The sequence below is a fragment of the Klebsiella sp. CN_Kp104 genome, from assembly GCF_040064515.1.
GTDB classification, from domain to species: Bacteria; Pseudomonadota; Gammaproteobacteria; order Enterobacterales; family Enterobacteriaceae; genus Klebsiella; species Klebsiella aerogenes.
Genome location: NZ_JBEAII010000002.1, coordinates 525,092 through 551,525, shown reverse-complemented (window position 1 = coordinate 551,525; position 26,434 = coordinate 525,092). Strand labels below are relative to the sequence as shown.

Annotated in this window: 23 protein-coding genes, 1 pseudogene and 1 riboswitch; of the genes and pseudogenes, 14 read left to right on the top strand and 10 right to left on the bottom strand. The window is 54.8% G+C overall.

Annotation, left to right across the window (positions count from 1 at the left end):
- Positions 1–585: 585 nt before the first annotated feature.
- The 3 genes from mgtA to mgtU are packed head-to-tail and all read left to right on the top strand — an operon-like array spanning position 586 to position 3,528.
- A complete protein-coding gene (mgtA, locus tag ABLU80_RS04645) occupies positions 586–3,318 on the top strand; it encodes a magnesium-translocating P-type ATPase (protein WP_348849766.1) in 2,733 nt (910 codons plus the stop codon).
- 20 nt (positions 3,319–3,338) lie between these two features.
- Positions 3,339–3,431, top strand: coding sequence for a protein MgtR (mgtR, locus tag ABLU80_RS04640; protein WP_020078726.1), 93 nt, complete (start codon positions 3,339–3,341; stop codon positions 3,429–3,431).
- Positions 3,432–3,441: 10 nt separating this feature from the next.
- Positions 3,442–3,528 carry a magnesium transporter protection protein MgtU gene (mgtU, locus tag ABLU80_RS04635; protein ID WP_251009860.1) on the top strand — a complete coding sequence of 29 codons (87 nt, stop codon included), beginning with the start codon at positions 3,442–3,444 and terminating at the stop codon, positions 3,526–3,528.
- A 95-nt stretch (positions 3,529–3,623) separates the two neighbouring features.
- On the opposite strand, the gene ABLU80_RS04630 is transcribed toward mgtU, so the two are convergent.
- On the bottom strand, positions 3,624–4,493 hold the full coding sequence (locus ABLU80_RS04630; RefSeq protein WP_348849820.1) for an arginase family protein: 870 nt from the start codon (positions 4,491–4,493) through the stop codon (positions 3,624–3,626).
- Positions 4,494–4,662: 169 nt separating this feature from the next.
- Between ABLU80_RS04630 and ABLU80_RS04625 the strand changes: the two genes are divergently transcribed.
- Complete coding sequence (locus ABLU80_RS04625) at positions 4,663–5,271, top strand: TetR/AcrR family transcriptional regulator (RefSeq protein ID WP_015366516.1); 609 nt, start codon at positions 4,663–4,665, stop codon at positions 5,269–5,271.
- Positions 5,255–6,277, top strand: a pseudogene (gene zapE / locus ABLU80_RS04620) (cell division protein ZapE). The gene ABLU80_RS04625 and the pseudogene zapE overlap by 17 nt, the downstream one beginning before the upstream one ends.
- Before the next feature lie 75 nt (positions 6,278–6,352).
- On the opposite strand, the gene katG reads toward zapE, so the two are convergent.
- Positions 6,353–8,530: a catalase/peroxidase HPI gene (katG, locus tag ABLU80_RS04615; RefSeq protein ID WP_348849765.1), complete on the bottom strand. Its 2,178-nt coding sequence runs from the start codon at positions 8,528–8,530 to the stop codon at positions 6,353–6,355.
- Between the two features lie 264 nt (positions 8,531–8,794).
- On the bottom strand, positions 8,795–9,727 hold the full coding sequence (locus ABLU80_RS04610) for a LysR family transcriptional regulator (protein WP_015366519.1): 933 nt from the start codon (positions 9,725–9,727) through the stop codon (positions 8,795–8,797).
- 100 nt (positions 9,728–9,827) lie between these two features.
- Here ABLU80_RS04610 and ABLU80_RS04605 point away from each other — a divergent pair, with 100 nt between their 5' ends.
- The 4 genes from ABLU80_RS04605 to mrdA all read left to right on the top strand — a co-directional run bounded on the left by ABLU80_RS04605 (position 9,828) and on the right by mrdA (position 13,620).
- Positions 9,828–10,262, top strand: a complete 435-nt coding sequence (locus ABLU80_RS04605; RefSeq protein WP_015705485.1) for a DMT family transporter — start codon at positions 9,828–9,830, stop codon at positions 10,260–10,262.
- Positions 10,263–10,271: 9 nt separating this feature from the next.
- Positions 10,272–10,775: a DMT family transporter gene (locus ABLU80_RS04600; protein WP_015705484.1), complete on the top strand. Its 504-nt coding sequence runs from the start codon at positions 10,272–10,274 to the stop codon at positions 10,773–10,775.
- Positions 10,776–10,784: 9 nt separating this feature from the next.
- Positions 10,785–10,864: riboswitch (ZMP/ZTP riboswitch) on the top strand.
- 17 nt (positions 10,865–10,881) lie between these two features.
- Positions 10,882–11,514 carry a LysE family translocator gene (locus ABLU80_RS04595; protein ID WP_020078729.1) on the top strand — a complete coding sequence of 211 codons (633 nt, stop codon included), beginning with the start codon at positions 10,882–10,884 and terminating at the stop codon, positions 11,512–11,514.
- Positions 11,515–11,700: 186 nt separating this feature from the next.
- Positions 11,701–13,620, top strand: coding sequence for a penicillin-binding protein 2 (mrdA, locus tag ABLU80_RS04590; protein WP_015366523.1), 1,920 nt, complete (start codon positions 11,701–11,703; stop codon positions 13,618–13,620).
- Positions 13,621–13,625: 5 nt separating this feature from the next.
- Here mrdA and pqqF read toward each other — a convergent pair whose 3' ends face one another.
- The 7 genes from pqqF to ABLU80_RS04555 all read right to left on the bottom strand — a co-directional run bounded on the left by pqqF (position 13,626) and on the right by ABLU80_RS04555 (position 20,292).
- Positions 13,626–15,923 (bottom strand): pyrroloquinoline quinone biosynthesis protein PqqF, encoded by a 2,298-nt coding sequence (gene pqqF / locus ABLU80_RS04585; protein ID WP_348849764.1) that lies wholly within the window; start codon positions 15,921–15,923, stop codon positions 13,626–13,628.
- A complete protein-coding gene (gene pqqE / locus ABLU80_RS04580; protein ID WP_260841475.1) occupies positions 15,923–17,065 on the bottom strand; it encodes a pyrroloquinoline quinone biosynthesis protein PqqE in 1,143 nt (380 codons plus the stop codon). Before pqqE ends, pqqF begins: the two co-directional genes overlap by 1 nt.
- Positions 17,052–17,330 carry a pyrroloquinoline quinone biosynthesis peptide chaperone PqqD gene (pqqD, locus tag ABLU80_RS04575; protein ID WP_015366526.1) on the bottom strand — a complete coding sequence of 93 codons (279 nt, stop codon included), beginning with the start codon at positions 17,328–17,330 and terminating at the stop codon, positions 17,052–17,054. The genes pqqE and pqqD overlap by 14 nt, the downstream gene beginning before the upstream one ends.
- A 2-nt stretch (positions 17,331–17,332) precedes the next feature.
- Positions 17,333–18,088 carry a pyrroloquinoline-quinone synthase PqqC gene (gene pqqC, locus ABLU80_RS04570; protein WP_020078733.1) on the bottom strand — a complete coding sequence of 252 codons (756 nt, stop codon included), beginning with the start codon at positions 18,086–18,088 and terminating at the stop codon, positions 17,333–17,335.
- 2 nt (positions 18,089–18,090) lie between these two features.
- On the bottom strand, positions 18,091–19,008 hold the full coding sequence (gene pqqB / locus ABLU80_RS04565) for a pyrroloquinoline quinone biosynthesis protein PqqB (protein WP_042897361.1): 918 nt from the start codon (positions 19,006–19,008) through the stop codon (positions 18,091–18,093).
- 54 nt (positions 19,009–19,062) lie between these two features.
- On the bottom strand, positions 19,063–19,134 hold the full coding sequence (gene pqqA / locus ABLU80_RS04560; protein ID WP_002905689.1) for a pyrroloquinoline quinone precursor peptide PqqA: 72 nt from the start codon (positions 19,132–19,134) through the stop codon (positions 19,063–19,065).
- A gap of 138 nt (positions 19,135–19,272) precedes the next feature.
- Positions 19,273–20,292: a dipeptidase gene (locus tag ABLU80_RS04555; RefSeq protein WP_047080816.1), complete on the bottom strand. Its 1,020-nt coding sequence runs from the start codon at positions 20,290–20,292 to the stop codon at positions 19,273–19,275.
- Between the two features lie 247 nt (positions 20,293–20,539).
- Here ABLU80_RS04555 and ABLU80_RS04550 point away from each other — a divergent pair, with 247 nt between their 5' ends.
- The 5 genes from ABLU80_RS04550 to ABLU80_RS04530 all read left to right on the top strand — a co-directional run bounded on the left by ABLU80_RS04550 (position 20,540) and on the right by ABLU80_RS04530 (position 26,375).
- A complete protein-coding gene (locus tag ABLU80_RS04550; RefSeq protein WP_348849763.1) occupies positions 20,540–21,532 on the top strand; it encodes an alpha/beta hydrolase in 993 nt (330 codons plus the stop codon).
- A 160-nt stretch (positions 21,533–21,692) separates the two neighbouring features.
- On the top strand, positions 21,693–22,940 hold the full coding sequence (locus ABLU80_RS04545; RefSeq protein ID WP_143830259.1) for a hypothetical protein: 1,248 nt from the start codon (positions 21,693–21,695) through the stop codon (positions 22,938–22,940).
- A 66-nt stretch (positions 22,941–23,006) separates the two neighbouring features.
- Complete coding sequence (locus tag ABLU80_RS04540) at positions 23,007–23,744, top strand: response regulator (RefSeq protein ID WP_047080813.1); 738 nt, start codon at positions 23,007–23,009, stop codon at positions 23,742–23,744.
- Positions 23,744–25,096, top strand: coding sequence for an ATP-binding protein (locus ABLU80_RS04535; RefSeq protein ID WP_047080812.1), 1,353 nt, complete (start codon positions 23,744–23,746; stop codon positions 25,094–25,096). The genes ABLU80_RS04540 and ABLU80_RS04535 overlap by 1 nt, the downstream gene beginning before the upstream one ends.
- A gap of 88 nt (positions 25,097–25,184) precedes the next feature.
- The gene (locus ABLU80_RS04530) at positions 25,185–26,375 is read left to right on the top strand and encodes a cytochrome c biogenesis protein/redoxin (protein ID WP_348849762.1); all 1,191 of its coding nucleotides are present in this window, start codon (positions 25,185–25,187) and stop codon (positions 26,373–26,375) included.
- The last annotated feature ends 59 nt before the right edge of the window (positions 26,376–26,434 follow it).

The window sequence follows — 26,434 nt, the reverse complement described above, 5'->3', positions numbered from 1 at the left end:
TTTACCGTATAGGTATGTTGTCTGATTTGGTGATGGGGGTGGCACAATGTTCACGATAAGAGCTGTATGATGGCGGTCTGACGCATGGGCAGCCGACACGATTGTGCGCTGTGACTCCTCTGACGAGAGGCGTTAAACGAGAGCAAATCTAAACCAAACCTCACTGACGGGCTTACGGAGCTTTACTCCCGGCAAGTCACGTCTATACTAAGCACAACTTTATACAGGAGAGATATGTTGGACAGTCACCCTTATTTAAACATCAAGGCAAACTGACGCTATCTATTCTGCGCTGTTTGCCAACCGGCAGGCAGCAATCCTTTCCCAATCCTGATTGCCTCCTGAGAACTGGAATTCGCTTTTTTGCGAGGTAATTCATCATGCTATTATTTTTCTACGCCCTGTTCCCTCCGCCTTTTACGCGGTAACACACGCTCACACAGGCCATTAAAGCTATCTCACTGCGGTTAAGCAATCTACGCAGGAATATCTACTACGCGCAATTTGTGAGTGTAAAAAAATAACATCTAACTATGCATGATTTATTTATGCAGGGATTACTACATCTAAATTTGGGGATGAATCATGACTGACATGAAAGTAGAAAACCGGAATACCAACCGGTCTGCGTCAGAAAATGATAAGCAGCATAAAAAGAGCTTTGCGATTGAAACGGAGGCCTTTAATAGTCCGGACCATACGTTGGCACGTTTAAATAGCAGTCGGCAGGGACTAACGACCGCCGATGCACTGGAACGGCTGGACGACTATGGTCGCAACGAAGTGGCACGCGAAAGTGTGCCGCCGTTTTTTATTCAATTACTGCAGGCATTTAATAACCCGTTTATTTACGTACTGATGGCGCTGGCGGCAGTCAGTTTTATTACCGATTACTGGCTACCGCTGCGAAACGGTGAAGAGACAGACCTCACCGGCGTTATTATTATCCTGACGATGGTGAGCCTGAGTGGTCTATTACGCTTCTGGCAGGAATTCAGGACCAATAAAGCCGCGCAGGCGCTGAAATCCATGGTCCGTACCACCGCAACGGTACTGCGCCGCGGGCCGGGCAATATTGGCCCCAGCCAGGAGGAAATACCCATTGAAGAGCTGGTGCCGGGCGATATTATTTTCCTTGCCGCAGGCGATCTGGTGCCGGCAGATGTTCGTCTGCTGGAATCACGGGACCTCTTTGTCAGTCAGTCCATTCTTAGCGGTGAATCACTACCGGTAGAAAAATATGATCTGATGGCCAGCGTGTCGGGAAAATGCAGCGACCGTCTACCGACGCCGGATAAAAATAAAAGTCTGTTAGAGATGGGTAATATCTGTCTGATGGGGACGAACGTCACCAGCGGCAGGGCGCAGGCGGTGGTGGTGGCGACCGGCGACCGGACCTGGTTTGGCTCGCTGGCAAAATCGATCGTCGGCACCCGCACGCAAACCGCCTTCGATCGCGGGGTGAATAGCGTCAGCTGGTTGTTAATCCGCTTCATGCTGATCATGGTACCGATCGTGTTGTTGATTAACGGTTTCAGTAAAGGCGATTGGGTAGAAGCCTCGCTTTTCGCCCTGGCGGTGGCGGTCGGTTTAACGCCGGAGATGTTACCCATGATCGTCAGTTCGAACCTCGCGAAGGGCGCGATTGCCATGTCGCGGCGTAAGGTGATCGTTAAGCGTCTCAATGCCATTCAAAACTTTGGCGCAATGGATGTGCTGTGTACGGATAAAACAGGCACCCTGACCCAGGACAATATCATCCTTGAGCATCATCTCGACGTTGGCGGCGCGGAAAGCAATCGAGTATTAATGCTGGCGTGGCTGAATAGCAGCAGCCAAAGCGGAGCGCGTAATCTGATGGACAGAGCCGTGTTGCGCTATGGGGAAGGGCGGCTGGCGCCGGCGGAAAAAGAGCGTTTCGTGAAGCTCGATGAATTGCCGTTCGATTTTGTACGCCGCCGCGTATCGGTCTCGGTGGAAGACAGCCGCTATGGCGATAAAAGCCTGATTTGTAAAGGGGCGGTTGAAGAGATACTCGAAGCCGCGACCCATATTCGTGAGGGCGACAAGATCGTTGGACTGGACGCGCTGCGCCGGGAACTATTGCTGACGAAAACCGAAGATTATAACGCTCAGGGTTTTCGGGTATTGCTGGTCGCTACCCGCAAGCTGGATGATACCGCGCTAAATGTGCCGCTCACCGCCGCCGATGAACAGGGGCTCACCGTTGAGGGCATGTTGACCTTTCTCGACCCGCCGAAGGAAAGCGCTGGCAAAGCCATCACCGCACTGCGTGATAACGGTGTCGCGGTCAAGGTGCTTACCGGTGATAACCCGGTCGTAACGGCGCGGATTTGTCTTGAAGTGGGGATTGATTCGCACGACATTCTCACCGGCCAACAGGTTGAGTCAATGACTGACCGCCAGCTTCAGCAGGAGGTCGAGAAACGCGCGGTGTTTGCCAAACTGACGCCGCTGCAGAAGTCACGCATTCTGCAGATGCTACAGAAAAATGGCCATACCGTTGGTTTTCTGGGCGATGGCATTAACGACGCGCCGGCGCTGCGCGATGCCGATGTGGGTATTTCTGTCGATAGCGCGGCGGATATCGCGAAGGAGTCCTCGGATATTATTCTGCTGGAAAAAGACCTGATGGTGCTGGAAGAGGGGGTTATTAAAGGACGCGAGACCTTTGGCAACATTATTAAGTATCTGAACATGACCGCCAGCTCCAACTTCGGCAACGTGTTTTCGGTATTAGTCGCCAGCGCCTTTATCCCTTTCCTGCCGATGCTGGCGATTCATCTGTTGATTCAGAATCTGATGTACGACATCTCACAGCTGTCGCTGCCGTGGGACAAAATGGATAAGGAGTTTTTGCGTAAGCCGCGCAAGTGGGATGCGAAGAACATTGGCCGCTTTATGCTGTGGATTGGCCCCACGTCGTCGATATTCGATATCACCACCTTTGCTCTGATGTGGTACGTCTTCGCCGCCAATCATGTGGAAGCGCAGGCCTTGTTCCAGTCCGGCTGGTTTATCGAAGGGCTGCTGTCGCAGACGCTGGTGGTGCATATGTTGAGAACGCAGAAAATTCCGTTCATCCAGAGCCGCGCGACGCTGCCGGTTTTGCTCACCACCGCCGCCATTATGGCCATCGGCATCTATATCCCGTTCTCGCCGCTTGGCGCCATGGTGGGGCTTGAGCCGCTGCCGCTGAGTTATTTCCCGTGGCTCGTTGCCACGTTGCTGAGCTACTGCCTGGTGGCGCAGGGTATGAAACGTTTCTATATCAAGCGCTTTGGCCAGTGGTTCTGATGACAAAAAGGAGGATGACGATGAATCGTTCACCGGAGGATCTCATCGCCTGGATGTTTTTACTGGCCGGTTTGCTGGTACTGGCGCTGGCGATACGGCAAATCTTTGAATAGCGGGGGGACTATGCGCAAAACGTCGTTAGACCCAATCTTTCTCCAGGCCGTGTTGATGATGGTGGTGATAGTCTTACTCACCGTCTGGATTAGGTAGTTTAAGGCCCGGGGCGTTATCGCTCCGGGCCTAAAGTCCCTGCGGTATTCCTGCAACATGGCAAATGGTACTTTCCACCACGGGGAACACGTCGATTAACTCAATAATGGTAGAGCTTCGAGCATATTCTTCAGGTTTAAGGTATCCCAGGGCAGGTGTTCGGCGACGGTGAGGCCGACCGGTTTGGCCTGAGCGGCGGCTTGATTGATAAGATTAACCACTTCGGCAATCGTCAGTTTTCCTTCGGCGACATCGCCAAAATCGTGTACGCCGCGCCCCGGACGAGCAAACAGCACTGCTCGAAACAGGGCCGGGTCGAGGACATCAAGATCGAGATGGATGGCCAGGTACTCAATACGTTCACGCGCTATCCACTCGTCAATCGCCTGCGGATTCTGACGCAGCTCTGATGGGCTTAAGGTGGCGATACCGCGTTCGCTAATAAACTGTTTTTCGACATCGAGCGGGCTATGGATCCCGGCAATGAGCGCTTTGCCAGGTGATAATGGCTTTCTGACCACCTGGGTTAATTCCGCGTCGCCATTGCCCATTAACGCCCCAAGAACGTGGGCATGGGCATGTGGGAACTGCTCTGGCGTCATAACGTCCGGGTGAGAATCAATCCATAATACCCCCAATTTATCGGCATATTTTTCCACAAGCCAGGCGAAAGGAGCCAGGGAGACCAGGCAATCGCCCCCTAAGGTGACAATGGTCTCTGGCTGATTTCGAGTGATTTTGTCTTGTGCATCAAGCAACTGTTCAACGATCGCCCGGCGGCCGACAATTCCATCTTCATTTGCCAGTTGAGCGTGTCCTGGTTCGGGGACACAGACCTCCTCGACAACGCCTTGCGCAGGCGGCGCCAGCCAGGACAGCATCCGGGAGCCGAAGAAGTAGGGCGGATTGTTGCCGCCTTGCCATTGCGGAAAAAGCAAACGCAGACTGGATTGGGTATTTGGCATCATGGTTCTCCTCATATTTATCATCACAAATGAACGAACGTTCATTCATTAATAATGAGGCGCACTGTCGGTGATGGCAAGTAAAAACGGGTTATTTACCCTAACATTAGGCTGCTAGCCAAAAAGCGCTTGAAGCAGGTAGAATTGCCCATCGCCGGAGGTAGTTGAAATGTTAAATAATTCAGAAACGTACCATAAGCTGATTGTCGCCGCGGCGGCGTGCTTTGCCGAAAAAGGATTTAATGGAACCAGCGTGCGCGAAATTGCACTGCGCGCAGGTATTAGCCTCGGCGCGATGTACACCTACTTCAAAGGCAAAGATGAACTCATTGAGGCGATTATCCTTGAAGAGCAAAAATCGGCATTAGCTAAGCATCAGGAGCGCTTCGAAGGTTCCCATTTTGCGCAGATTTGCGCCTTAGCCGTTTCCTGTATAGAAGAAGTGGGGTATCCCTCTTCGCACCAGCTATGGGTGGAAATTATTGCGGAATCGGCAAGAAAGCCGGCGCTGCGGCAGATTTTCGTCAATAGCGACAGGATCATGCGCGACGGAATGGCACAGATTATTGCTCAAGGAATTGCCGCTGGCGAGCTCAGCCCACACGTTAACGTCGAAGAAGCAACGCTCACCATCTTTGCATTCATCGATGGTCTGATTGGCCGTAAAGCGATGAATCCCGCATTTACCGTGGCTAAGGATCTGCCGCATTTTGACAACGTCATGGCGACCATTCTCAATAAAAATAGCGCTAGTGAATCCCATGCAACAGTACGCTGATTTCTGTTTTAGCGCCGTGATGGCTCAACGGGCGGCAAAAGAAAATCTCACCCTTGATGCCGACCAGCTCGCGTTGGTCGCCAACTTGCAAATGCTGAGCCAGCAGTTATTCCGGCAGCAAACGGCAATACAAGGATTGTACGTCTGGGGGCGAACCGGGCGCGGGAAGAGCTTTATTCTCGATAGCTTCTTTGCCAGCTTGCCGCTGCGTGAAAAGCGGCGGGTGCATTTTCATCACTTTTTCCGCGAGCTCCATCAGCGGCTGAACGCCCCTTCGGCGCCGCGGTTGTAAGAGGTCGTCGCGCAAATGACCGACAACTGTCGTCTGCTCTGTTTTGATGAGTTTCATCTTCATGACCCGGCAGATGCGATGTTGATAAAGGTGCTACTGGAGCATTTGTTCGCGCGAAATATCGTCTTATTAGCGACCTCCAATTATCCCCCCGACCGTTTGCTGGCGAATCCGCTCTATCACGAACGTTTTTTGCCTTCCATTAACCTCATTAAACGTCATATGACGGTAACGGCGCTCAACGGCGAACAGGATTACCGCGAGCGACATGCCTCGCTGGAGAATGATTTCTGCCAGGGAAAACTGTTGGTGCAGCCAACCCCCAGTACTCGCGCGGCGCTCGGTTTGCCGGATATTGCCCCGCAGGCGCAGGCTCTGCAAGTAGGTTATCGCACCCTGCAGACGGCATCTCGGCAAGATGCCTTTCTGCATTTCACTTTCGACCAGCTCTGCCTTGCGCCTACCTCGGTCATGGATTACCTGACGCTATGTGAGCAACACCAGAGCTGGCTCGTCGAGAATGTTCCACCGTTGGCGCGAGTTAGCCCTGCGGCACAGCAGCGCTTTATCAACGTGGTGGATATTTTGTATGAAAAACAGTGCCGCTTAATAATAATTACCGATTGCGGGCTGGAAACACTGGTGGCGGATGTGGAGCTGGATGATATTCAACGCACCTACAGTCGGTTACAGCAGCTCGCTCGGGAAGCATAAAAAAGCGCCACTCGATAATGAGCGGCGCTTTAACAGAGTAACCTGCCGCCGGTTGTTCACCGGCGGGCAGGGGAATTACAGATCGAAGCGGTCCAGATTCATTACCTTGGTCCATGCGGCAACGAAATCAGTAACGAATTTCTGTTGCGCATCGGCACAGGCATAGACTTCGGTCAGCGCGCGCAGGACCGAGTTAGAACCGAACACCAGATCGACGCGAGTGGCGGTATATTTCTCTTCGCCGCTCTTACGGTCGTGACCGGTAAACAGCTCAGCCTGTTCATCCGCGGCTTTCCATACGGTGCCCATATCCAGCAGGTTGACGAAGAAGTCAGTGCTGAGGACGCCGACGCGATCGGTGAAGACGCCATGTCGGCTGCCATCGAAGTTAGCGCCCAGCACGCGCAGGCCGCCGACCAGTGCCGTCATTTCCGGCGCCGTCAGGGTTAGCTGCTGCGCTTTATCGATAAGCAGGGTTTCCGTTGACACGCCGCCTTCGATGCGACGGTAATTACGGAAACCGTCGGCCAGCGGCTGCAGCAGATCCATTGCTTCAACATCGGTCTGATCCTGGCGCGCATCAACGCGACCCGGCGCAAACGGCACGTTTACTTGAACGCCGGCAGCCGCTGCGGCCTGCTCAACCCCCACAACGCCCGCCAGAACAATGATATCCGCCAGAGACGCTTTACCCGATGCTTTCTGGATGGCCTGTAGCGTTGGCAGCACTTTGCTGGCAATGGCGTTGACCGGCCATTCTCTCTGTGGCAGCAGGGCCAGACGCGCGCCGTTAGCGCCACCGCGCTTATCACCGCCGCGGAAGGTTGAGGCGGAAGCCCAGGCAACGGAGACCAGTTCGCTGACCGACAGGCCTGAATCCGCAATGGCCGTTTTCAGCGTAGCGATGTCGGAGGCGGTTGGGTTATGCGTCGGAGCCGGTAATGGATCCTGCCAAATCAGATCTTCTTTTGGCACTTCCGGACCGAGATAACGGGATTTTGGCCCCATATCGCGGTGAATCAGTTTAAACCAGGCGCGGGCGAAGGCTTCGTTAAAGGCCTGCGGATCGTTCAGGAAACGGCGCGAGATTTTGCCGAATTCCGGGTCGAAGCGCAGCGTCAGGTCCGTTACCAGCATGGTTGGCTTGCGTTTTTTATTCGGATCAAACGGGTCGGGAATAATCTCCGGCGCATCTTTCGCTTCAAACTGAATAGCGCCCGCCGGGCTGCGCGTCTGTACCCATTCGTATTTGAACAGGTTCTCGAAGAAGTAGTTGCTCCATTGGGTCGGGGTTTGCGTCCATACGACTTCCAGACCCGAGGTGATGGCGTCCGCGCCTACACCGCTGCCGTAAGTACTGCTCCAGCCAAGACCCTGAGATTCCAGCGGGGCGGCTTCCGGTTCCGGGCCAACGTGGCTTGCCGGTGCGGCGCCGTGCGTTTTACCCAGCGTATGGCCGCCGGCGATCAGCGCGACGATTTCTTCATCGTCCATCGCCATATTGCCGAAGGTCGCACGAATGGCTGCCGCGGCGGAAAGCGGATCGCCGCTGGCGTTAGGGCCTTCCGGGTTGACATAGATGAGACCCATTTCGGTGGCGCCCAGCGCCTGTTTTTCCAGGCTTTCCGGGTGGCGATGTTTCAGCCACTCTTTTTCATCGCCCCAGTCAACATCGAGGTCCGGTTCCCACACGTCTTCACGCCCTGCGCCGAAACCGAAGGTACGGAAGCCGGCGTTTTCTAATGCCACGTTACCCGCCAGCATATACAGGTCGGCCCAGGAGATTTTCTGACCATATTTTTGTTTCACCGGCCACAGCAGACGACGGGCTTTATCAAGGCTGACGTTATCCGGCCAGGAGTTAAGCGGGGCGAAGCGCTGCTGCCCGCGACCCGCGCCGCCGCGGCCATCGACGGTACGGTAAGTCCCCGCGCCGTGCCACGCCATACGAATAAACAGGCCAATGTAGCTGCCCCAATCGGCAGGCCACCACTCCTGAGAGTCGGTCAGTAGCGCGCGAAGGTCGGCTTTCAATGCGGAGTAGTCGAGCTTTTTGAACTCTTCCCGATAGTTGAAGTTTTCACCCAACGGGTTAGAACGATTGGAGTGCTGATTCAGCAGGTCAACACGAAGTTGGTTGGGCCACCAGTCACGGTTGGCGGTACCGCTGCCGGCGCTTTGCTTCGGCGTCCCGGCGTGGAAAGGGCATTTCCCTGCGGATGGGTTGTTAGTGGGATCATTTGACGTGCTCATATCAGGCTCCGTTTGCTTTTGTGAATGCCATTACGATATACACTGCTACCAATAAGCGATATTTGAATGAGTCTACGGATTTAATAGCTTTTACCGTTCAACAAACATAATTAAAACCAGTGTTTTAGTGTGTTTACTCGGCGAAATTCAAAACCACACCTTTAAACATAGTCGTAACGCAGCGGTAAAGGAAACGTTATGATGCGTTAACCGCTACGGATCGCTAATTGTTTGAGATATGACAATTTTACTGCGATGAAAGGATTAGCGTTGCCAGTAAAGCGGCGTGCCGAAAACGTCGGTAAAATAATCAATAACGGTGCGTACATTGAGCGACGGATGACGAGCATGCGGATAAATCGCGGCAATGTAAGAGGGCAAATGGTTAATGCCAACGCTGTAGTCATTCATCAGCGCTACTAATGTTCCCTGCGCCAGCGCGTCGCTCACCATCCAGTCCGGAAACAAAACAATGCCCATTCCGCCAATCGCTGAAGTGAGAAGGGCATCGGCGTTGTTTGAGATTAGCCGCGGTGTTTGCGGGTAATGGATCCACTCTTCTTCCCTCTGGCGAAAAAGCCAACGGTTAGCACCCTGTGAACCGCGATACACCAGCGTGCGGTGTTGATTAAGCTCAGAAGGCGATTGCGGCGCGCCGAAACGGGAAAGGTAACCAGGCGCTGCGGCGAGGTAATAGCGCTGGGCGCCAAAAACCTTTGCGTGATAGCTGGCGTCAGGCAGGGCGCTGATGCGAAAAATGATATCAGTCGCCTGGCGATGAGGATCGACAAAGTCATCGGTAAGGATTAATTCGTACTCCAGCTCGGGATAACGATCGGCCAGTCCCGCTAACCATGGCGCGATATGCCGTTGGCCAAAGTAGACCGGGGCGTTGATGCGCACGAGTCCGCCAGGTTGTTGGGCGCGATCCTGTAATTCGCGTTGCGCGTGAGCGAATTGCTCGGTCATCCCGCGGGCATAGTCAGCAAACAGGTTTCCGGCCTCCGTTGGAACGACCGCACGGGTATTGCGGTAGAACAGCTGCTGGCCTAGCGCATCCTCAAGTTGCTGGATGACTCGTGAAATCAGAGAAGGGGACACGCCTTCACGGCGCGCGACAACGGAAAAACTATGGCTGTCATACACGGCGATAAACAGCTGGAGGGCGCGGAGATTGATGTTACCTACGTCGGCCATTAATGCAAATCCTGCAAAGGTGTTTGCAAAACTATACTATTTTTTGCATTAGCGCGCCGTTCTATTCTCTTCCGCTCTTAACAACTGAAGAGTATTTAACATGCAGCGTGTGCTGATTTTTTTAGTGATTGCCGGCGGAATGGGGCTGTCCGTAGAGGCAGGTCTATTGGGGCCGCTGGCGGGTCAGGTCGGTGATTTATGGGCAACAATGAGTATTTTCGCCATTGGCGCGGCATTAACGTTTTTACTGATGCTTTTTTTTAGCCCGCGACAAAGTCCCTCTTTTTTTTCGCTCCCCGGTTGGCAATTAACCGGTGGTCTATTGGGGCCAGGTTATGTGCTGATATTAACGATTGTTACTCCGACGATCGGTATCGCAATGACGATTACCGGTGTTCTCGCCGGTCAAGTATGTAAGAGTCTGTTAATCGATCATTTTGGCTGGTTTGGTAGCCCGCGGCGAAAAATAGATCGCCGCCGGGTTATTGCGCTGTTGTTCATTGTGGCGGCATTAGTGCTGATTGCCGTTGATTGAGGTGCTGATATGAATATGTTGATGATTATTTTGTCGCTAATTGGCGGCGCATTGCTAAGCGTACAGGCTGCGGTGAATGGCCGTCTTGGCGCGCAAGTCGGAATATTGCGTAGCGCCTTTTTGACCTTTTCCATTGGCGCATTGGTGACCGGTTTATTCATCGTTTTCTTTGCTCCGCAGCAGTCAATGACGCTACTGGATGTGCCAAAGTGGCAACTGCTTGGCGCGTTCTGCGGGGTACCCTATATTGTCATCATGGTGCTGGCAGTACAGCGAATCGGCACGGCAACGGCGACGGTGGCGGTAATATTTGGTCAACTCGCGATGAGCTTGCTGATTGATAATTTCGGCTGGTTGGGAAATAGCGCTATTGCCTTTTCGCCACAACGCCTGGCAGCGGTGCTGTGTTTGGCGTTAGCGCTGTACTTTATATACGCTTCTGGCGTATCAGGAGCAGTTGCACCTTCTAAACGGCCGGGAAAGGCGAAATGGTTGTCGACTGAACGGGAATAAGCTAATACTTAGACACCATGTGACTGGCGCTAAAGACAGAATACTGTTGGGGAGCATGGTCAAGTACGCCGCGCGCCTGGGCATTACCCCTATCTGGAGATAAGTTATGCCTGAATTAGCTTCATTATCGGCTTTTGCCGCGGTGGCGTTGGGGTTGGTGTTAACGCCCGGCCCCAACATGATGTACCTCACTTCACGGTCGATTTGCCAGGGAAAACGTGCCGGCTTTATATCCCTTGCTGGCGTTGCGGTGGGGTTTTTCTTTTATATGCTGTGCGCGGCTTTTGGCATAACCGCGCTGGTTTTCGCCGTACCCTATGCCTACGATGCGTTGCGAATTTGCGGAGTGGCTTATTTACTCTATTTAGCGTGGCAGGCGATTAAACCCGGTGGGCGGCCGATTTTCGCGGTGCGCGACTTACCGGCTGATAGCGGGCGTAAGCTGTTTCTGATGGGCTTTCTTACCAGCCTGGCGAATCCTAAAGTGGCTATCTTGTATTTGTCTTTGCTGCCGCAGTTTATCACCCCCGGACTCGGTAGCGTGCTGAGTCAGTCCCTAATACTAGGCTGCACCCAGGCGCTAATAAGCGTGGCGGTTAACGGGCTTATTATTATGCTGGCCGGGCAGGTGGCGCTGTTTCTTGGGCGGCGACCGGGCTGGCAACACTTTCAGCGTTGGCTGATGGCGACGGTACTTGCCGGAATGGCGGTAAAGATCGCTTTTGAGGCCAAAAAATAATCGTTACCGCCTGACAACGCGTTCTTATGCCTTTCTCTCGTTGAGAAAGGCAACTCACGTTCTAACATACTGATACATTTCTGCCAGTTCATTAGCAACCTTTCAGTAGGGCTAATGCGTCAATAAAGCTATTCTTCCCCGCCTTTAGTTTTTGTGCTTTCCAGTGACGCAGGTAAATTGCCGCCAATGGCCCTATTGAGAGATGAGATCCGCGACCACTCGGCAGAAGAGATGCTGTTTATCCGCCGCGCCGTTATTGCTTTCCTGTTGGTGGTGGTCTGCTTTGGGGTGTTGATTTTCAATCTCTACCATCTCCAGGTAGAGCAGCATGACTTTTATCAGACCCGCTCCAATCAAAACGACATTAAAATGTTGCCGATCGCGCCAAGCCGGGGGCTGATTTTCGACCGCAACGGTATTCCGCTGGTGCAAAATATCACCCTGTATCGCCTGCAGGTGATCCCCAGCAAGATTGCCGATATGTCGGCGCTGCTGCAGGCGTTAAGCCCGATTGTCGACCTGACGGCGGATGATATCGCCAGTTTCCGCGACGATATGCACCACAATAGCCGCTATAAAGAGGTGACGCTGAAATCCGATCTTACCGATGTGGAAGTGGCGCGCTTTGCTGTCAACGAATTTCGTTTTCCCGGCGTTACCGTCGAGAGTTATCAGCAGCGAAGTTATCCCTATGGCGCGGAGCTGGCGCACGTTGTCGGTTACGTTTCGAAAATTAACGATAACGATTTACAACGGCTGGCGAAAAACGGCGAAGCAGAAAACTACGCGGCCGATCGCAATATCGGTAAACAGGGGATTGAAGGCTATTACGAGAAAGAGCTGCATGGCACCACCGGTTATCAGGAAGTCGAGGTAGACAACCACGGTCGCGTCGTTCGCCTGTTGAAAGAAGTCCCGCCGGTCGCCGGCAAAAATATCTATCTGACGCTAGACCTGCATTTGCAGCAGTATATTGAGTCGGTCCTGAAGGGCCAGCGCGCCGCGGTCGTGGCCGTCGACCCGCGCGACGGCGGCGTATTGGCAATGGTCTCCAGCCCCAGCTATGACCCCAACCCCTTCGTTAAGGGAATTGGCTACCAGGCTTACAAATCGCTGCTCGATAACCAGGATCGCCCGCTGATTAACCGCGTCACTCAGGGCTTGTATCCCCCGGCTTCCACGGTCAAGCCGTATATGGCGCTCTCAGCCCTTTCCGCCGGGGTGATTACGCCAAATACCACCTTCTTCGGCGCGCCGACCTGGACGCTACCGGGTACTCAGCGCCGCTATCGCGACTGGTTAAAAACGGGACATGGTATGTTGAATGTGACCAAAGCGATTGAAGAGTCGGCGGATACCTTCTTCTACCAGGTCGCTTTTGAGATGGGCATCGACCGTATACACGAGTGGTTGAGCAAGTTTGGTTACGGACAATCGACCGGCATCGATCTCAATGAAGAATACGCCGGGGTTTTGCCGAGCCGCGAATGGAAACAGCGGGTACATAAAAAACCGTGGTATCAGGGCGATACGATTTCCGTCGGTATCGGCCAGGGGTACTGGATCGCGACGCCAATCCAGATGGTGAAAGCGCTGACCACCCTAATCAACAACGGCAAGGTACAAAACCCGCATCTTTTGTACTCAATGAAGCAGGGGAATAAGGTCGTAAGGTACCAGCAGCCAGCCAATTTACCGCAGGTCGGCGATCCGAAATCGCCATACTGGGGGGTTGTCCGCAATGGTATGTATGGCATGGCGAACCTGCCGAACGGAACGGGATATAAGCTGTTTCATACCGCGCCGTACCAGATTGCGGCGAAGTCCGGGACCTCGCAGGTGTTTAGCCTGAAGGAGAACCAGACCTACAATGCCAAAATGATCCCGGTACGTCTGCGCGACCACATTTTTTATACCCTGTTTGCGCCGTATCAGCATCCGAAAGTGGCGATGGCGCTCATTCTCGAAAATGGCGGCGGCGATGGCGTTGTCGCCGGCCCGACGGCGCGTGCGATTCTCGACCATATCTTCGACCCGGCGAATGCGCCGGCTGCGGATAGCGCGCAAAGTAACGTTCCGCAGGTCGAAAGCGCCGATGCGCAGTAACCACTTTAAGTGGCGGACGTCGTCGGCGCGCTATACAGGATTCGCCAGCTGCGGCGACGGCGAGTTATCTCACGCCATAGTGCGATGACCTCGTCCAGCCGCAGGTCGTTAACGTTCTGCGGCGTGGCTACCGGTAGATGATAGCGCTGGCGCAGGGCGGAGAGTGCGGTGGCGCTGGCGTCCTGCGGCAGGCCGTTCTGCTCAGCCAGCTGGTGTTGTAACTGGCTGAACTCAGCTTGCCCACACAGTGTTAACTGGCGGAGAAAGGTTTTACAGCAGCGTAGTAGATTACTGATGGAACGATCTGGCGACTGCAGCGCCAGCAGCAGGCCATCGCGATCGGCGATCCGCTGATAACGGCAGCTCACCACGTAGCCAATCTGCTGTTCGACCCGCAGACGCTGGAAGAATTGCGGCTCGCAAAGTAGCGCCAGCAGTTGCAGCGCGGCCAGCGATGCCCCCTCGGGCAATGGAATAAAAACTAATAGCGCGTTATCCGAGCTGGCGTGAGGAATACGCTGAATACCGCGGCGACAGCCCGCCGAAGAGTGAAGTTCGGCGTTAACCGGGGTATTGAGCAGCGTCAACTGACGGGCAACCTGCTGCGCCAGATTGCCGCTGCCGCCCACCATCGCCGCAAGCCAACCCTCCTGCAGCGGAGCGATAGTCAGATGTTCAGGTAATTGTTGCAGTAGCTGGCGAATCGCGATGGTTTCAGGTGCGACCACCGTCCCCGGCGCGGGTTGGGATAATCTGCGCATGAGCGCGGTGACGACGCGCTCCGCTACGCCGTCGGCTTCAGGTAGCTGGAGGGTAAGCTGCCAGTTGCCGTCCACCGTTTGCCACTCACCGCTGCCGCCAGCATGGCGAAGTTGCGCGAGCATGGGACGGAGTTGCTGGCTTATCGCCATACCCTGCGCCTGGCTAATCACGCTATAGAAAGGTTTGCGAACGATCAGCGTTGGCGTTTGATTATCTGCAATGACGTGCAGCAGCGGGCTGGTCGTTGGCGGCAGGTCAGGTGCATCAGCGGTCGCCGCCTGCGGATAGAAGCTAAATGCCAGCGGATCAATCACGACTGTCCGTGGCTGCCTGCGGCCGAGCGGCAAGGTAAAGCCCTGGGTTGCCACGCCATCGCCAGCCGTTATTTTGCGGCACACCAGCGAAGAGGCTGGCGCCGTCAGCAAGCTGGCGCAGAAACGGGCAAAGTCGACGGGCGGGGAATCGGGCGCAAAACCCAATGCCCGCTGACGTAACTGTTCGAGCGGGGTGAGTGCGTTAAAACGCCGCTGCGCCAGCCTGTAATAGTGCAACTGCTGTTCAGGCGAGGTGTGGCGCAATGCCTGCAGCCATCGCTGGAGATGCTGATTGATGGCGTCGGGTTGGTCGCTGCTGAATACCAGCGCCAGCCAGCCGACACGTTCATCCTGGTAAAGCCAGTTCAGCGCGACATCGTCCGCGAGCCCGCATTCACGTAGCCCGGCCAGCAGGCTGGCGGGCGCTTCATCCAGTAAGAATTCACGAAAAATAGTGACGTTGTCACTTACTGCAATGAGCGGACAACGCCATACCGCCGGTTTGTCTTCAACGGCCAGTTGAAGATCCGAATTATTGCTAAAATACGCAGACGGCGGGCTTTCCGGCGGCAGGCCGCCAGGGAACCCCGCGGCAAAAAAATGGGCCAATGCGGCTAATTCATCAAGCGACTGCGGCCCCTGAAGCCATAGCTGCAGATGGCTGGCGACATAATAGCGCTGATGAAACTCGCCGAGCGCAACCTGCAGCGCAGGCAAGTTTCCGCCCAGAGAATCCATGCTGCCGACCTGAAAACGGCGAAAAGCCGCGGGCGCCGCCATCGCGTGACGGGCTGCGGCTTCACGGCGGGAGGGATCGTGCTGCTGGATAAGCCGGTTTTCCGCATCGATGACCGCCAGTTCCTGACGGATATCTTCAAGCGACAGCAGCGGCGCCTGGAGCGTATCCCGTAGACGGGTGATGCCCTCGGCCAGACTACTTGCGGCGACCTCGAAGAAAAAGGCGCTGTGGCGGGCAAGGGTGGTGGCGTTGACGCAGCCGCCCTGGCGTTGGATCCACGCCATTAATCGCTCGTCTGCGTGATAGCGCTGGCTGCCGCGAAACAGCAAATGTTCCAGTAAATGGGCCAGCCCCGGCAGGGCATCGGTTTCGTGATGGCTTCCGGCCCCCACCTTAACCAACGCCGCAGCACGCGTCGCCTGCGGCTGATGAACCAGCGTTGCGCGAATCCCGCCTGCCAGTTCCACGATGCGGGTGGCGGTGGTCATCACAATTCCCGGGTTTTATAAATCAGCTGTGAACGGGTGCGGTTGCGGAACTGCAGCTGGCTGATTTTGATGTCGCTACAGGCCGCTTCGCGCCGCGCTTCGAGGATTTTATGATGGTGCGGCGATTTGCTGCACACCGGGTCAGCGTTATCTGCATTGCCGGTCAGCATAAAGGCCTGACAGCGGCAGCCGCCGAAATCTTTCTCTTTTTCATCACAGGAACGGCACGGCTCCGGCATCCAGTCGAAGCCGCGGTAGCGGTTGAAGCCAAACGAGTCATACCAGATCGATTCCAGGCTCTGCTCCAGCACCGACGGGAACTCGACCGGTAACTGGCGCGCGCTGTGACACGGCAGCGCGGTGCCTTCCGGGGTCACGCTGAGGAATATTGAGCCCCAGCCGCCCATACAGCCTTTAGGGCGTTCTTCGTAGTAGTCCGGGGTGACAAAGAGCAGATTGGTCAGATTACCGTTAGCCGCCATTTTATGGCGGTAATCAGCAACGACCTGTTCAGCTCGGGCGATCTGTTCGCGGGTCGGCAGTAACCCCTGACGATTGAGGAACGCCCAGCCGTAAAACTGGCAGGTGGCGAGCTCAACATCATCCGCTTCCAGCTCGATACACAGCTCGATGATTTTATCGATCTGGTCGATATTGTGGCGATGGAGGACAAAGTTCAGCACCATCGGGTAGTCGCGTGCTTTTACCGCTTTCGCCATCGCCAGCTTCTGCTGGAACGCTTTTTTGTTGCCCGCCAGCGCCGCGTTAAGCACTTCATCGCTGGCCTGGAAGCTAATCTGGATATGATCCAGCCCGGCCTCGCTGAAGGCGTCGAGTTTGCTCTCGGTGAGCCCAATGCCTGACGTAATCAGATTGGTGTAAAAACCGAGATCGCGCGCGGCGCGGATAAGCTCCGGCAGATCTTTGCGCGTCAGCGGTTCGCCGCCGGAGAAACCCATCTGCACGCTACCCATGGCCCGCGCCTGGCTAAAGACCTCAATCCACTGTTCGGTGGTGAGTTCTTTCTCCTGCTGAGCAAAGTCCAGTGGGTTAGAGCAGTAGGGGCACTGCAACGGACAGCGATAGGTCAGCTCCGCCAGTAGCCACAGCGGCGGATTAACGGCGGGTTTATTCTGGCTCACGGAAGATAATCCACTTCTGTTGGTAAGCTATCTGCAGGAATTCGATGACGTCGTCATCGACGCCGCCGGCTTCCGGGAAACGGGCGTTGAGTTCGGCGATTATTTTTGCCGCGTCGCGTTGACCATCGACCAGTTCGAGGATCGCGGCGGCGGTCTCATTCAGTTTCGCCATTCCTTCCGGATAGAGGATCACGTGGCTATCCTGAGCAGCTTCCCACTGCAGGCGGTAGCCGCGACGAAAGGCGATGATTGCGCTTTTTTGCATAGTTATACCAGTCGGGTCGTGTGCCAGGCCGCCTTGTCGGTGACCGTATGATAGGGCGGGCGCTGCAACGCATAGGCCATGGTCATGGCATCCAGCATCGACCACAGAATGTCGAGCTTAAACTGCAGGATCTCCAGCATCCGGTTCTGCTTTTCCGCGCTATCGCAGTAGATCTTCGCCAGCTCCAGCCCATGTTCGACGTCGCGATTGGCCTGGCTTAAGCGGCTGCGGAAGTAGAAATAGCCTTCTTCTTTGATCCATGGATAGTGCTGCGGCCAGCTGTCGAGGCGCGACTGATGAATTTGCGGGGCAAACAGTTCGGTCAGCGAACTGCACGCCGCTTCCTGCCAGTTGGCCCTGCGGGCAAAATTGACGTAGGCGTCGACGGCAAAACGCACCCCGGGCAGCACGTGGCGCTCGCTGAGTAACTCATCACGGCTTAGCCCCACGGCTTCACCCAACTGCAGCCAGGCTTCAATACCGCCTTCCTGGCCGTTACTGCCATCGTGGTCGAGGATCCGCTGCACCCATTTGCGTCGGGTGTGTGGATCGGGGCAGTTTGCCATAATCGCCGCGTCTTTTAGCGGGATATTGGTCTGGTAGTAAAAACGGTTCGCCACCCAGCCCTGGATTTGTTCGCGGCTGGCCTCGCCGTTATGCATCGCAATATGGTACGGATGATGGATATGGTAGTAGGCGCCTTTTTCCCGTAGCGCTTGTTCAAACGCTTGTGGCGATAGGGTTTCGCGTATCTGCATAGTTAGTCCTGAAGCGTGATAGGCATCCCGTCCCAGCTCACTTCAATTCCCTGTTGCGTCAGGGCCTTGCGCTGCGGCGATTGCTCGTTAAGGATAGGATTCGTGTTATTGATATGAATCAGAATTTTGCGCTTTGCCGGGAGTGAGGCCAGCAACGCCATCATGCCGTGTTCATCGCCAAGCGCCAGGTGGCCCATATCACGACCGGTATTGCGCCCGACGCCGGCAGCCTGTAGTTCATCATCCTGCCAGACGGTACCGTCAATCAGCAGGCAGTCCGCTTTTTTCAGCCACGGCAGGAGCGCTTCATCCGGTTCGCCAAGCCCTGGCGCATAGAACAGCGTCTGGCCGTTACGGCGGTTTTCGATAAACAGCGCCACGTTATGGCCCGGCAGCGGGCGATCGCGAAACGGCGAGTAGGGCGGCGCATTGCTGGCGATGGGGACGGCGGTAAACTGCAGGTCGGGACAGGCGTCAACGGTAAAACTATCCAGCGGGGTGACAGGATGGTGAATCAGGCCGCCGTTCCAGTGCCGTAACATAGTAAAAATGGGAAAACCCGTGCTGAGATCCTCATGTACCTCCGGCGTGCACCAGACCTGATGGGGACACCCTTCACGCAGGCTCAGCAGCCCGGTTGTATGGTCAATCTGGCTATCGGTAAGGATAATGCCGCCAATATGCGTGCCGCGCAGCACGCCTTGTTTGTTTAACTCTGGCGTGTGGGCAATTTGCTGGCTGATATCCGGAGAGGCGTTACACAGCACCCACTCTTTGCCGTTATCGCTAACGATAATGGAAGACTGGGTGCGGGCGGTGGCCTGAATTGTGCCATTGCGCAGCCCCTGACAGTTGGCGCAGTTACAATTCCACTGCGGAAAACCTCCGCCAGCGGCGGAACCGAGGACTTTTATAAACATGAAGACGGACCAGATAAAAAAACAAAATGCCCGCACGGACGGCGGGCGGAGCGATTAGCGGTTGGAAATGTACAGCGTCACTTCCAGACCCAGACGTAAATCAATAAAAGCAGGTTTCTTCCACATCGTTTTTTCCTCTATAAAAATGCGACATCAACGTCTTCGGTTGTGTCGGTTTTGTGATGGCCATCAAATATTGCCCCTCAGGGAGACAAAGGTCAACCGGCAACATGTAAGCATTTAACCTTATGTTTACAATATAACCTATTGTTGCCAAACATTTTTTAATACCTTTTGCCAGTTGCCCCAAAGCAGTTTATCCAGCACCAATTGTTCATAACCGCTATGGCGCAACGCGTTGATTAGCCGTGGTAAACCGCTCACGTCGCCCAATTCGTCCGGCAGGGTGATGCCGTCAAAATCGGACCCCAGCGCCACGTGATCGTCGCCCATAATGTTAATAAGATAGTCGATATGGTGAACGATGGTAGCTAATGGGGTGTCGCTGTCGCGTTTGCCGTCGGCGCGCAGGAAAGCGTTGCCGAAATTGACGCCGACCACGCCGCCGCTGTCGCGAATCGCCCGCAGTTGTTCATCGGTGAGATTACGCGGCTGCGGGCATAGCGCGTGGGCATTAGAGTGGGTGGCGACCAGCGGTGACGTCGAGTGTTGGGCGGTATCCCAGAACGCTTTTTCATTCATATGAGACACGTCAATCTGCATCTTCAAGGCATTGGCCTGCTTAATCAGATCGATACCTGCCGCTGTCAGTCCAGGCCCAGTGTCCGGGCTACCGGGAAAGGAACCGTTAACGCCGCTGCCGAAGCGGTTCGCAATGTTCCAGAACGGACCAATGCTGCGGACCCCGGCGGCATAAAAGGCCTGCAGGTCGCGGCCCTCGCCATCAAAACCTCCGGCGCCCTCAATATGCGCCACCATTGCCAGTACGTTATCCTCGCAGCAGCGTTCGATATCCGCCGCGCTCAGACATAATCGCAAGCGTCCAGCGGAGTGCGCGACAAGTTGCTTCAGGATGGCCAGTTGCTGCCAGAGGATATCGATCGGATTCCATCGTTGGCTGGCGTATTGCGGCGCCATACGGGCAATATATTCCTGCGGTGGCACGAATAGCGCGAATAGCCCGCCGGCAAATCCGCCTTGCAGCATGCGCGGATAGTCGAGATGACCGTTCTCAATCCCGGCAAAGAAAGCGGTTGAAGGATCATCGCGATGGTGAAGCCATAAATTGAGCAGCAGGTCATTGTGACCATCAAAAATCGCCATAGCGCGCTCCATCTGGTGGTTGTACTGGAAATGCCTGACACGGTAACTGATTTGTTCGCTGCGGCAAGTGGAAATTCACAACTTAGCAACAATCGCTAAATCTGGCGTTTGTATCACACTGTATCAATCGGCACTCCTCATACATGGCGATGCAAAAACACGGTAAATCCCACACATGCTGGATACACAGGCCTGATTAACTATTCACGTACTCGCTTAACGCTTCCAGATAAAAGGTGAAATGAGGATGAACAGATTATCCGCAATCCGTCATGTCAGCGCTGCGGCGCTGTGTCTCTCCGCGCTGTGGTCCGCCAGCGTGTGCGCTGCTGAAGACGCAGGCGCTTTCGATAAGGTGCAACAAATCAACGCCGGCGATTTGAATATCGGTTATGTCGATATGGGGCCACGCGATGGCCAGACGGTAATTTTGCTGCACGGCTGGCCGTACGATATTCAAAGCTACGCGCAGGTGGCCCCGGCGCTGGCGCAGAAGGGTTACCGGGTCATCGTGCCGTATCTGCGCGGCTACGGCTCCACCCGTTTCCTGTCGGCTAAAACGCCGCGTAACGGTCAGCCATCGGCGATGGCGGCGGATATTGTGCATCTGATGGATGCGCTAAATATTAAGCAAGCGGATTTCGCCGGCTTTGACTGGGGCGCGCGTACAGCGGATATCGTCGCGGCGCTCTGGCCGCAGCGGGTTAAGTCGCTGGTATCGGTGAGCGGGTATCTGATTAGCAGCCAGCGAATTGGCGAGAAGCCGTTACCGCCGCAGGCGGAACTGTCGTGGTGGTATCAATTCTACTTTGCCACCCCGCGCGGCGAGGCTGGCTACCGGCAAAATACCCATGACTTCGCCAAATTTATCTGGCATCAGGCTTCGCCGGAGTGGAAATTCAGCGACGCGGTGTTTGCTACCAGCGCTAAAGCGCTGGATAACCCGGACCACGTAGCCATCACCATCAGCAACTACCGCTGGCGCTTAGGGCTGGAGCAGGGCGAAGCGAAATATGCGGCCTACGAACAGCGACTCGCGAAACTGCCGGCGATTAGCGTACCGACGATTACCATCGAAGGTGAAAGCAACGGCGCGCCGCATCCGGAACCGGATAGCTATCGGGCGAAATTCACCGGTAAATATGAGCATCGGAATTTCAAAGGCGCAGTGGGACATAACCCGCCGCAGGAGGCGCCAGCGGAATTTGTCCAGGCGGTTATTGACGCCGATCGCTTATAACAAAGACTTTATAAATAAGGAGCCTGTCAGGTTCCTTATTTAATCATATTGACCAAAATAATAGTTTGCGAACAAGGGTAATTTTTATCAATTAATAATAACCTCTCGTTAAAATAGACAAAGTGATATGCTTTGCCTTTCTGACATGGAGATGGTCATTATGAATAATGAATTAAGTAAAGGATATTTGCCGCTACTACGGCAATTACGTAGTCTTTTATTTATCACTGCTGCGTTGCTCAGCGCTAATGCCTGTGCATCAGTGCCCAAAGGGGATACCCATTTTAGTATTGCGATAAGCGATCTCTATATTCCCTATTTGTCGGCTGAAGAGAACGCGGCGGTGCAGCAAAACCTGCTTAAGGAAACCCAGATTGTCGCCACCTATGCCCGCTACAAACGTTCATTTCGCTGGTTTGCACGTATAGATGGCGTTACCGGTTTTTTCGCTCCTGGATTCGATGAAACGCGTATCGATGAAAAGCGCAGTTTTCCCTTACGTGCGGAACCGGGGCAGGCGAATACCTTTGGCGTTGATTTACCGCAATCTCTCGATGGCGGCTATGTTTTAGCTGGTCTGTATTTTACGCTTTCTGCCGATGCGTTTTATCGTCAGCCTTCGTATCGTACTCTTGTGGATAAAATGGCGGATAGCAAAGAAAAAAACAGAAAAGATTTTTCTGACCCTTATATTGAATATATGGTCTCTGAGGATAAATCTGGGCATAAAATAAAGTCTGGTGAACAGCAGGACTGTGTGGATATATCAACGCCATTTGGTTTTCCGGAAACTAAAATGCCGATGGTGGTGCGCAGAACATTAAGTTCCAAAACATTGTATTTGGTGCGTCTGATGCACTACACCTGCCCGTTAACTGAAGAAAAGTCAGATAATGGGCGTTTACCGCCGGCGCGCATTGCAGACGCGCAAAGCCGTTTCGAAGATTACCGATCGTCGGCGTTTATTAGCCATGACGGTGTTCTGCCAGTGACTCCAGCGATGACCCGCTGGTATAAGCGCGGCGGTTATAATGTCACTGGCTGGCGGCAGCAGTATGGCGCCTTTGAAAAGTTCCGTATGCATTTACGTGAAGACCGGACTTACGCGGTTAATGGGCGAGTGCCTTTTCGCATTGAGACATGGAATTTTTTTAACAACCAACTGGTGAAGTATGCCAACGAAGTCCACTATTTGAGCACTAACTACAGTAATGATTCTATAAGCATTGAAGAGGTGGTTTACTTTCAGCAGGGCGTTGAAGTGGCGAGAAAAAGTAAGCAGGAGAATTGTAGCGAAGCGGCCTGTCAGAAAGTTCTCGCCGACGTTAAGCAGCAGATGTCGCAGCCGTATGACGTTTTGCTTAATGAGGTTAACACCTACAAAGCGTTACCGTTACCGAAGGAATAATAACGTTGCGCTTCCTGAGAAGCCGCATATGCTTTTCATGAGCTTATTTTTCCGCAGGAGCCGCCTTTGGAACGTATTGACCACATCCTGGTTGTCGATGACGACCGCGATATCCGCGAACTGATCGTTGGGTATCTGGAGAAATCGGGCTATCGCGCCAGCGGCGCAGCTAATGGCAAAGCGATGTGGTCTGTACTTAAAAACCATCAAATCGATTTGATTGTCCTCGATATCATGCTGCCCGGCGACGATGGTTTAACCCTTTGTCGCCAGTTGCGCAATGATGGCCAACAGGATATCCCGGTGCTGATGCTGACCGCGCGTAGCGAAGATAGCGACCGTATACTTGGTCTCGAAATGGGGGCCGACGATTATCTGGTGAAACCGTTCGTAGCGCGTGAGCTACTGGCGCGGATCAAAGCCATCTTACGCCGCGCCCGCGCGCTTCCCCCCAATTTACAAATCAGCGAAGCCGGCAGGCTTATCGCCTTTGGCGACTGGCTGCTCGATACCTCGGCGCGGCATTTGATGGACAAGAGTGGCGCAATTGTAGCGCTAAGCGGGGCGGAATATCGCCTGCTGCGGGTGTTTCTTGATCATCCTCAACGGGTGCTCAACCGCGATCAGTTATTGAATCTTACCCAGGGGCGTGATGCCGAACTGTTTGAACGGTCTATCGATCTGTTGGTGAGCCGCCTGCGTCAGCGCCTGCGGGAGGACGCGCGTGAGCCCGCCTATATCAAAACCGTGCGCAGCGAGGGTTATGTGCTGTCAGTGCCGGTGTCGATCCGCGTGGCGCGATAATGAAAGTGTGGCCGGCGTCATTGCAGTCGCGCTTAATGATAATGATTTTTCTCGCTCTGCTGCTCGCTAATGCCCTGACGCTATCGCTTCTGCTCTATGAGCGCATGAGCAGTGCCCGTAGCGTCATGCTGGGCAACCTTGAATACGATGTCGCCACCAGCGTGGCTATCCTTGATCGTCTTCCTGCGCAAGAACGGCCGCATTGGTTGGCGCGTCTGGCGCGCGGTAACTACCGCTATCAGCTTTCAGCCGGACAAACTGGCGATTATCCCACCAGCTGGCGTACCCGCGATGCGGTACGCTCGTTACAGGAAGCCCTGAGCGGTCGCTATCCTGTGAGTATTATCGCCGTCCCTGGACCGCGCGAACATATTCAGGCCCACGTGACCCTGCGCGACGGCGCGCCGCTAAGCATTGACCTGTGGCCAAAGCTGCCGGCCATCGCACGTTGGCTACCGCTGGTGCTGGTCGCGCAGTTTCTGTTACTGCTATTTTGCGCCTGGTACGCCGTCCGCCAGGTGGTCGCGCCGATGACCCGCTTTACCCGCGCCATTGATACGCTGCAACCGGCTACTCCGGCTGCAGGGCCGCTGGCCGAGAAGGGACCACAAGAGGTGCAGCGCGCGGCGCGCGCCTTCAACGCGATGCAAAAGCGAATACAGGACCATTTGCAGGATCGCGCGCGGATCCTGGCGGCGATCTCCCACGATTTGCAGACGCCGATTACCCGCATGAAGCTAAGGGTCGAGATGGCCGATCAACCGGCACTCCGCGATAAGCTGTTACAGGATCTCGATAGCATGACCCGACTGGTTCGCGAAGGCATCGCGCTGGCACGAGCGGCCGAACCGCTGGCAGAAGCGCCGCAGCGGATGAGTCTTAATGCGTTACTGGATAGCATCGCCTGTGATTATGCCGATATCGGTAAAGCGGTCAGTTTTCGTGCCGGTAAAGGGGCGGACGTCATGACGCTTCAGCCGCAGGCGCTGCGGCGGATCATGAGTAACTTAATCGATAATGGGCTGAAATACGCCGAAAAGGTGGAAATCAGCCTGAGTTATCCGCCGAATGGCGATGTTATCATTCACGTTGTTGATGACGGCCCCGGCATCCCGGAAGGAGAGCTCACCGCCGTACTGCAGCCGTTCTATCGCCTCGAGCAGTCACGTAATCGCGATACCGGCGGTACCGGTTTGGGGCTGGCAATCGCCGCCCAGCTCGCCGGGCAGATGCAGGGAAGTTTGACCCTGCACAATCTGCAACAGGGCGGTCTTGAGGCGCGCGTACGTCTCAATGCCGCCGTTTTGTATCCTTCTGTATCCATTCCAACTGCAGATAAATCCATATACTAAACCGCCGTTTCGCGGACATATCCGCCATACAATCGCCTGTTGTAATGCTGACGTTGCCACTTCGGCAACGTTGCGAAGGAGAATGATCATGGCTGTTGTGATTGCATTTTTGGCCGGTATGTTGACGCTGCTCAGCCCCTGTACCTTACCGGTGATCCCGCTGGTGTTTGCCAGCGTTCGCGGGCGTAAGGGACAACTCATCCTGTTGTTGTTCGGTATGGGATTGATGTTTACCGCTGTATCGCTGCTGGCCACGGCGGCAGGGGGATGGTTAGTCAATCTGACCATCGTCGGGCGTTGGCTGGCGCTGGGCTTTTTGGTCGTTGTGGCTATCAGTTTGCTGTCATCACGCGTTGCAGGCTGGCTCGGATCGCCAGCGGTTGCGCTGGGTAATCAACTTAATCAACAGAGCTATCGTTATGGCAGTGGTCTCGCTTCAGTGTTCGCCGGACTGGCGATTGGACTACTTTGGGCGCCGTGCGCGGGACCGGTGCTGGGGGCGATATTTAGCCTGGCGTTGTTGCAAGGAAATTCAGTGACTACCGGTATCTTGCTGCTTTCCTATGCCAGCGGATGCGCGCTGATGTTGCTGCTATTGGGGTGGTTCGGCGCGCGGCTGATTTCCCGGTTGCGCGGTGGCCAGGTGATAAGTGGGCGGTTGCGCCAACTGGCTGGCATGGCAATGCTGGCTGCGGTGGCGTTAATCGCCAGCGGCAGCGATCGTTATCTGCAGGGCGCCAGCGGTTTAACCCATCGTCTGGAGCAGCGGCTCAGCGCGTTTTTGCCCCAGAATCCACAACGGGTTCGGCTGGAGCCGATCGTTGCGCCGCGGCCAACCAGCGCTATGCCGGATTTACAAGGCGGTACCGCATGGATTAATAGCCCACCCCTTACCAATGTGGCGTTAAAGGGCAAGGTGGTGCTGATTGATTTTTGGACCCGCGATTGCATCAACTGTCAGCATACGCTGCCTTATGTACGGGCGTGGGCCAATAAGTATAGCGATGCGGGGCTGGTGGTGATTGGCGTACATACGCCGGAATATCCGTGGGAACGGTCGTTGCCGCAGCTTCGTGAAGCGGTCAGCCAGCGGCAGCTAAACTATCCGGTTGTCGCAGATAACAACTACGCCATCTGGAATGCGTTTGGTAATCAGTACTGGCCGGCGCATTATTTCTTCGACGCGCGGGGGCAACTGCGTTATACCGCCTTTGGCGAAGGCGATTATGCCCGTCAGGAGCAGGTGATCCAACAACTGCTGCGCGAAGCGCGGACGTGAGAGGGAAATAAAAAAGCCGATAACAGCAGTTATCGGCTTTGCAGGACACTTGCTAATCG

Excerpts from the sequence above, each read along its gene's own strand:
- pqqF (WP_348849764.1), bottom strand. The coding sequence starts at position 15,923 with ATGACCACCGCCACCCGCATCGTGGAACTGGCAGGCGGGATTCGCGCA.
- ABLU80_RS04595 (WP_020078729.1), top strand. The coding sequence starts at position 10,882 with ATGCCTGAATTAGCTTCATTATCGGCTTTTGCCGCGGTGGCGTTGGGG.
- ABLU80_RS04550 (WP_348849763.1), top strand. The coding sequence starts at position 20,540 with ATGAACAGATTATCCGCAATCCGTCATGTCAGCGCTGCGGCGCTGTGT.
- ABLU80_RS04600 (WP_015705484.1), top strand. The coding sequence starts at position 10,272 with ATGAATATGTTGATGATTATTTTGTCGCTAATTGGCGGCGCATTGCTA.
- mgtA (WP_348849766.1), top strand. The coding sequence starts at position 586 with ATGACTGACATGAAAGTAGAAAACCGGAATACCAACCGGTCTGCGTCA.
- pqqD (WP_015366526.1), bottom strand. The coding sequence starts at position 17,330 with ATGCAAAAAAGCGCAATCATCGCCTTTCGTCGCGGCTACCGCCTGCAG.
- pqqC (WP_020078733.1), bottom strand. The coding sequence starts at position 18,088 with ATGCAGATACGCGAAACCCTATCGCCACAAGCGTTTGAACAAGCGCTA.
- ABLU80_RS04605 (WP_015705485.1), top strand. The coding sequence starts at position 9,828 with ATGCAGCGTGTGCTGATTTTTTTAGTGATTGCCGGCGGAATGGGGCTG.
- ABLU80_RS04545 (WP_143830259.1), top strand. The coding sequence starts at position 21,693 with ATGAATAATGAATTAAGTAAAGGATATTTGCCGCTACTACGGCAATTA.
- katG (WP_348849765.1), bottom strand. The coding sequence starts at position 8,530 with ATGAGCACGTCAAATGATCCCACTAACAACCCATCCGCAGGGAAATGC.
- mgtU (WP_251009860.1), top strand. The coding sequence starts at position 3,442 with ATGCGCAAAACGTCGTTAGACCCAATCTTTCTCCAGGCCGTGTTGATG.
- ABLU80_RS04610 (WP_015366519.1), bottom strand. The coding sequence starts at position 9,727 with ATGGCCGACGTAGGTAACATCAATCTCCGCGCCCTCCAGCTGTTTATC.
- mrdA (WP_015366523.1), top strand. The coding sequence starts at position 11,701 with ATGGCCCTATTGAGAGATGAGATCCGCGACCACTCGGCAGAAGAGATG.
- pqqB (WP_042897361.1), bottom strand. The coding sequence starts at position 19,008 with ATGTTTATAAAAGTCCTCGGTTCCGCCGCTGGCGGAGGTTTTCCGCAG.
- ABLU80_RS04625 (WP_015366516.1), top strand. The coding sequence starts at position 4,663 with ATGTTAAATAATTCAGAAACGTACCATAAGCTGATTGTCGCCGCGGCG.
- ABLU80_RS04530 (WP_348849762.1), top strand. The coding sequence starts at position 25,185 with ATGGCTGTTGTGATTGCATTTTTGGCCGGTATGTTGACGCTGCTCAGC.
- ABLU80_RS04630 (WP_348849820.1), bottom strand. The coding sequence starts at position 4,493 with ATGCCAAATACCCAATCCAGTCTGCGTTTGCTTTTTCCGCAATGGCAA.
- mgtR (WP_020078726.1), top strand. The coding sequence starts at position 3,339 with ATGAATCGTTCACCGGAGGATCTCATCGCCTGGATGTTTTTACTGGCC.
- ABLU80_RS04535 (WP_047080812.1), top strand. The coding sequence starts at position 23,744 with ATGAAAGTGTGGCCGGCGTCATTGCAGTCGCGCTTAATGATAATGATT.
- ABLU80_RS04555 (WP_047080816.1), bottom strand. The coding sequence starts at position 20,292 with ATGGCGATTTTTGATGGTCACAATGACCTGCTGCTCAATTTATGGCTT.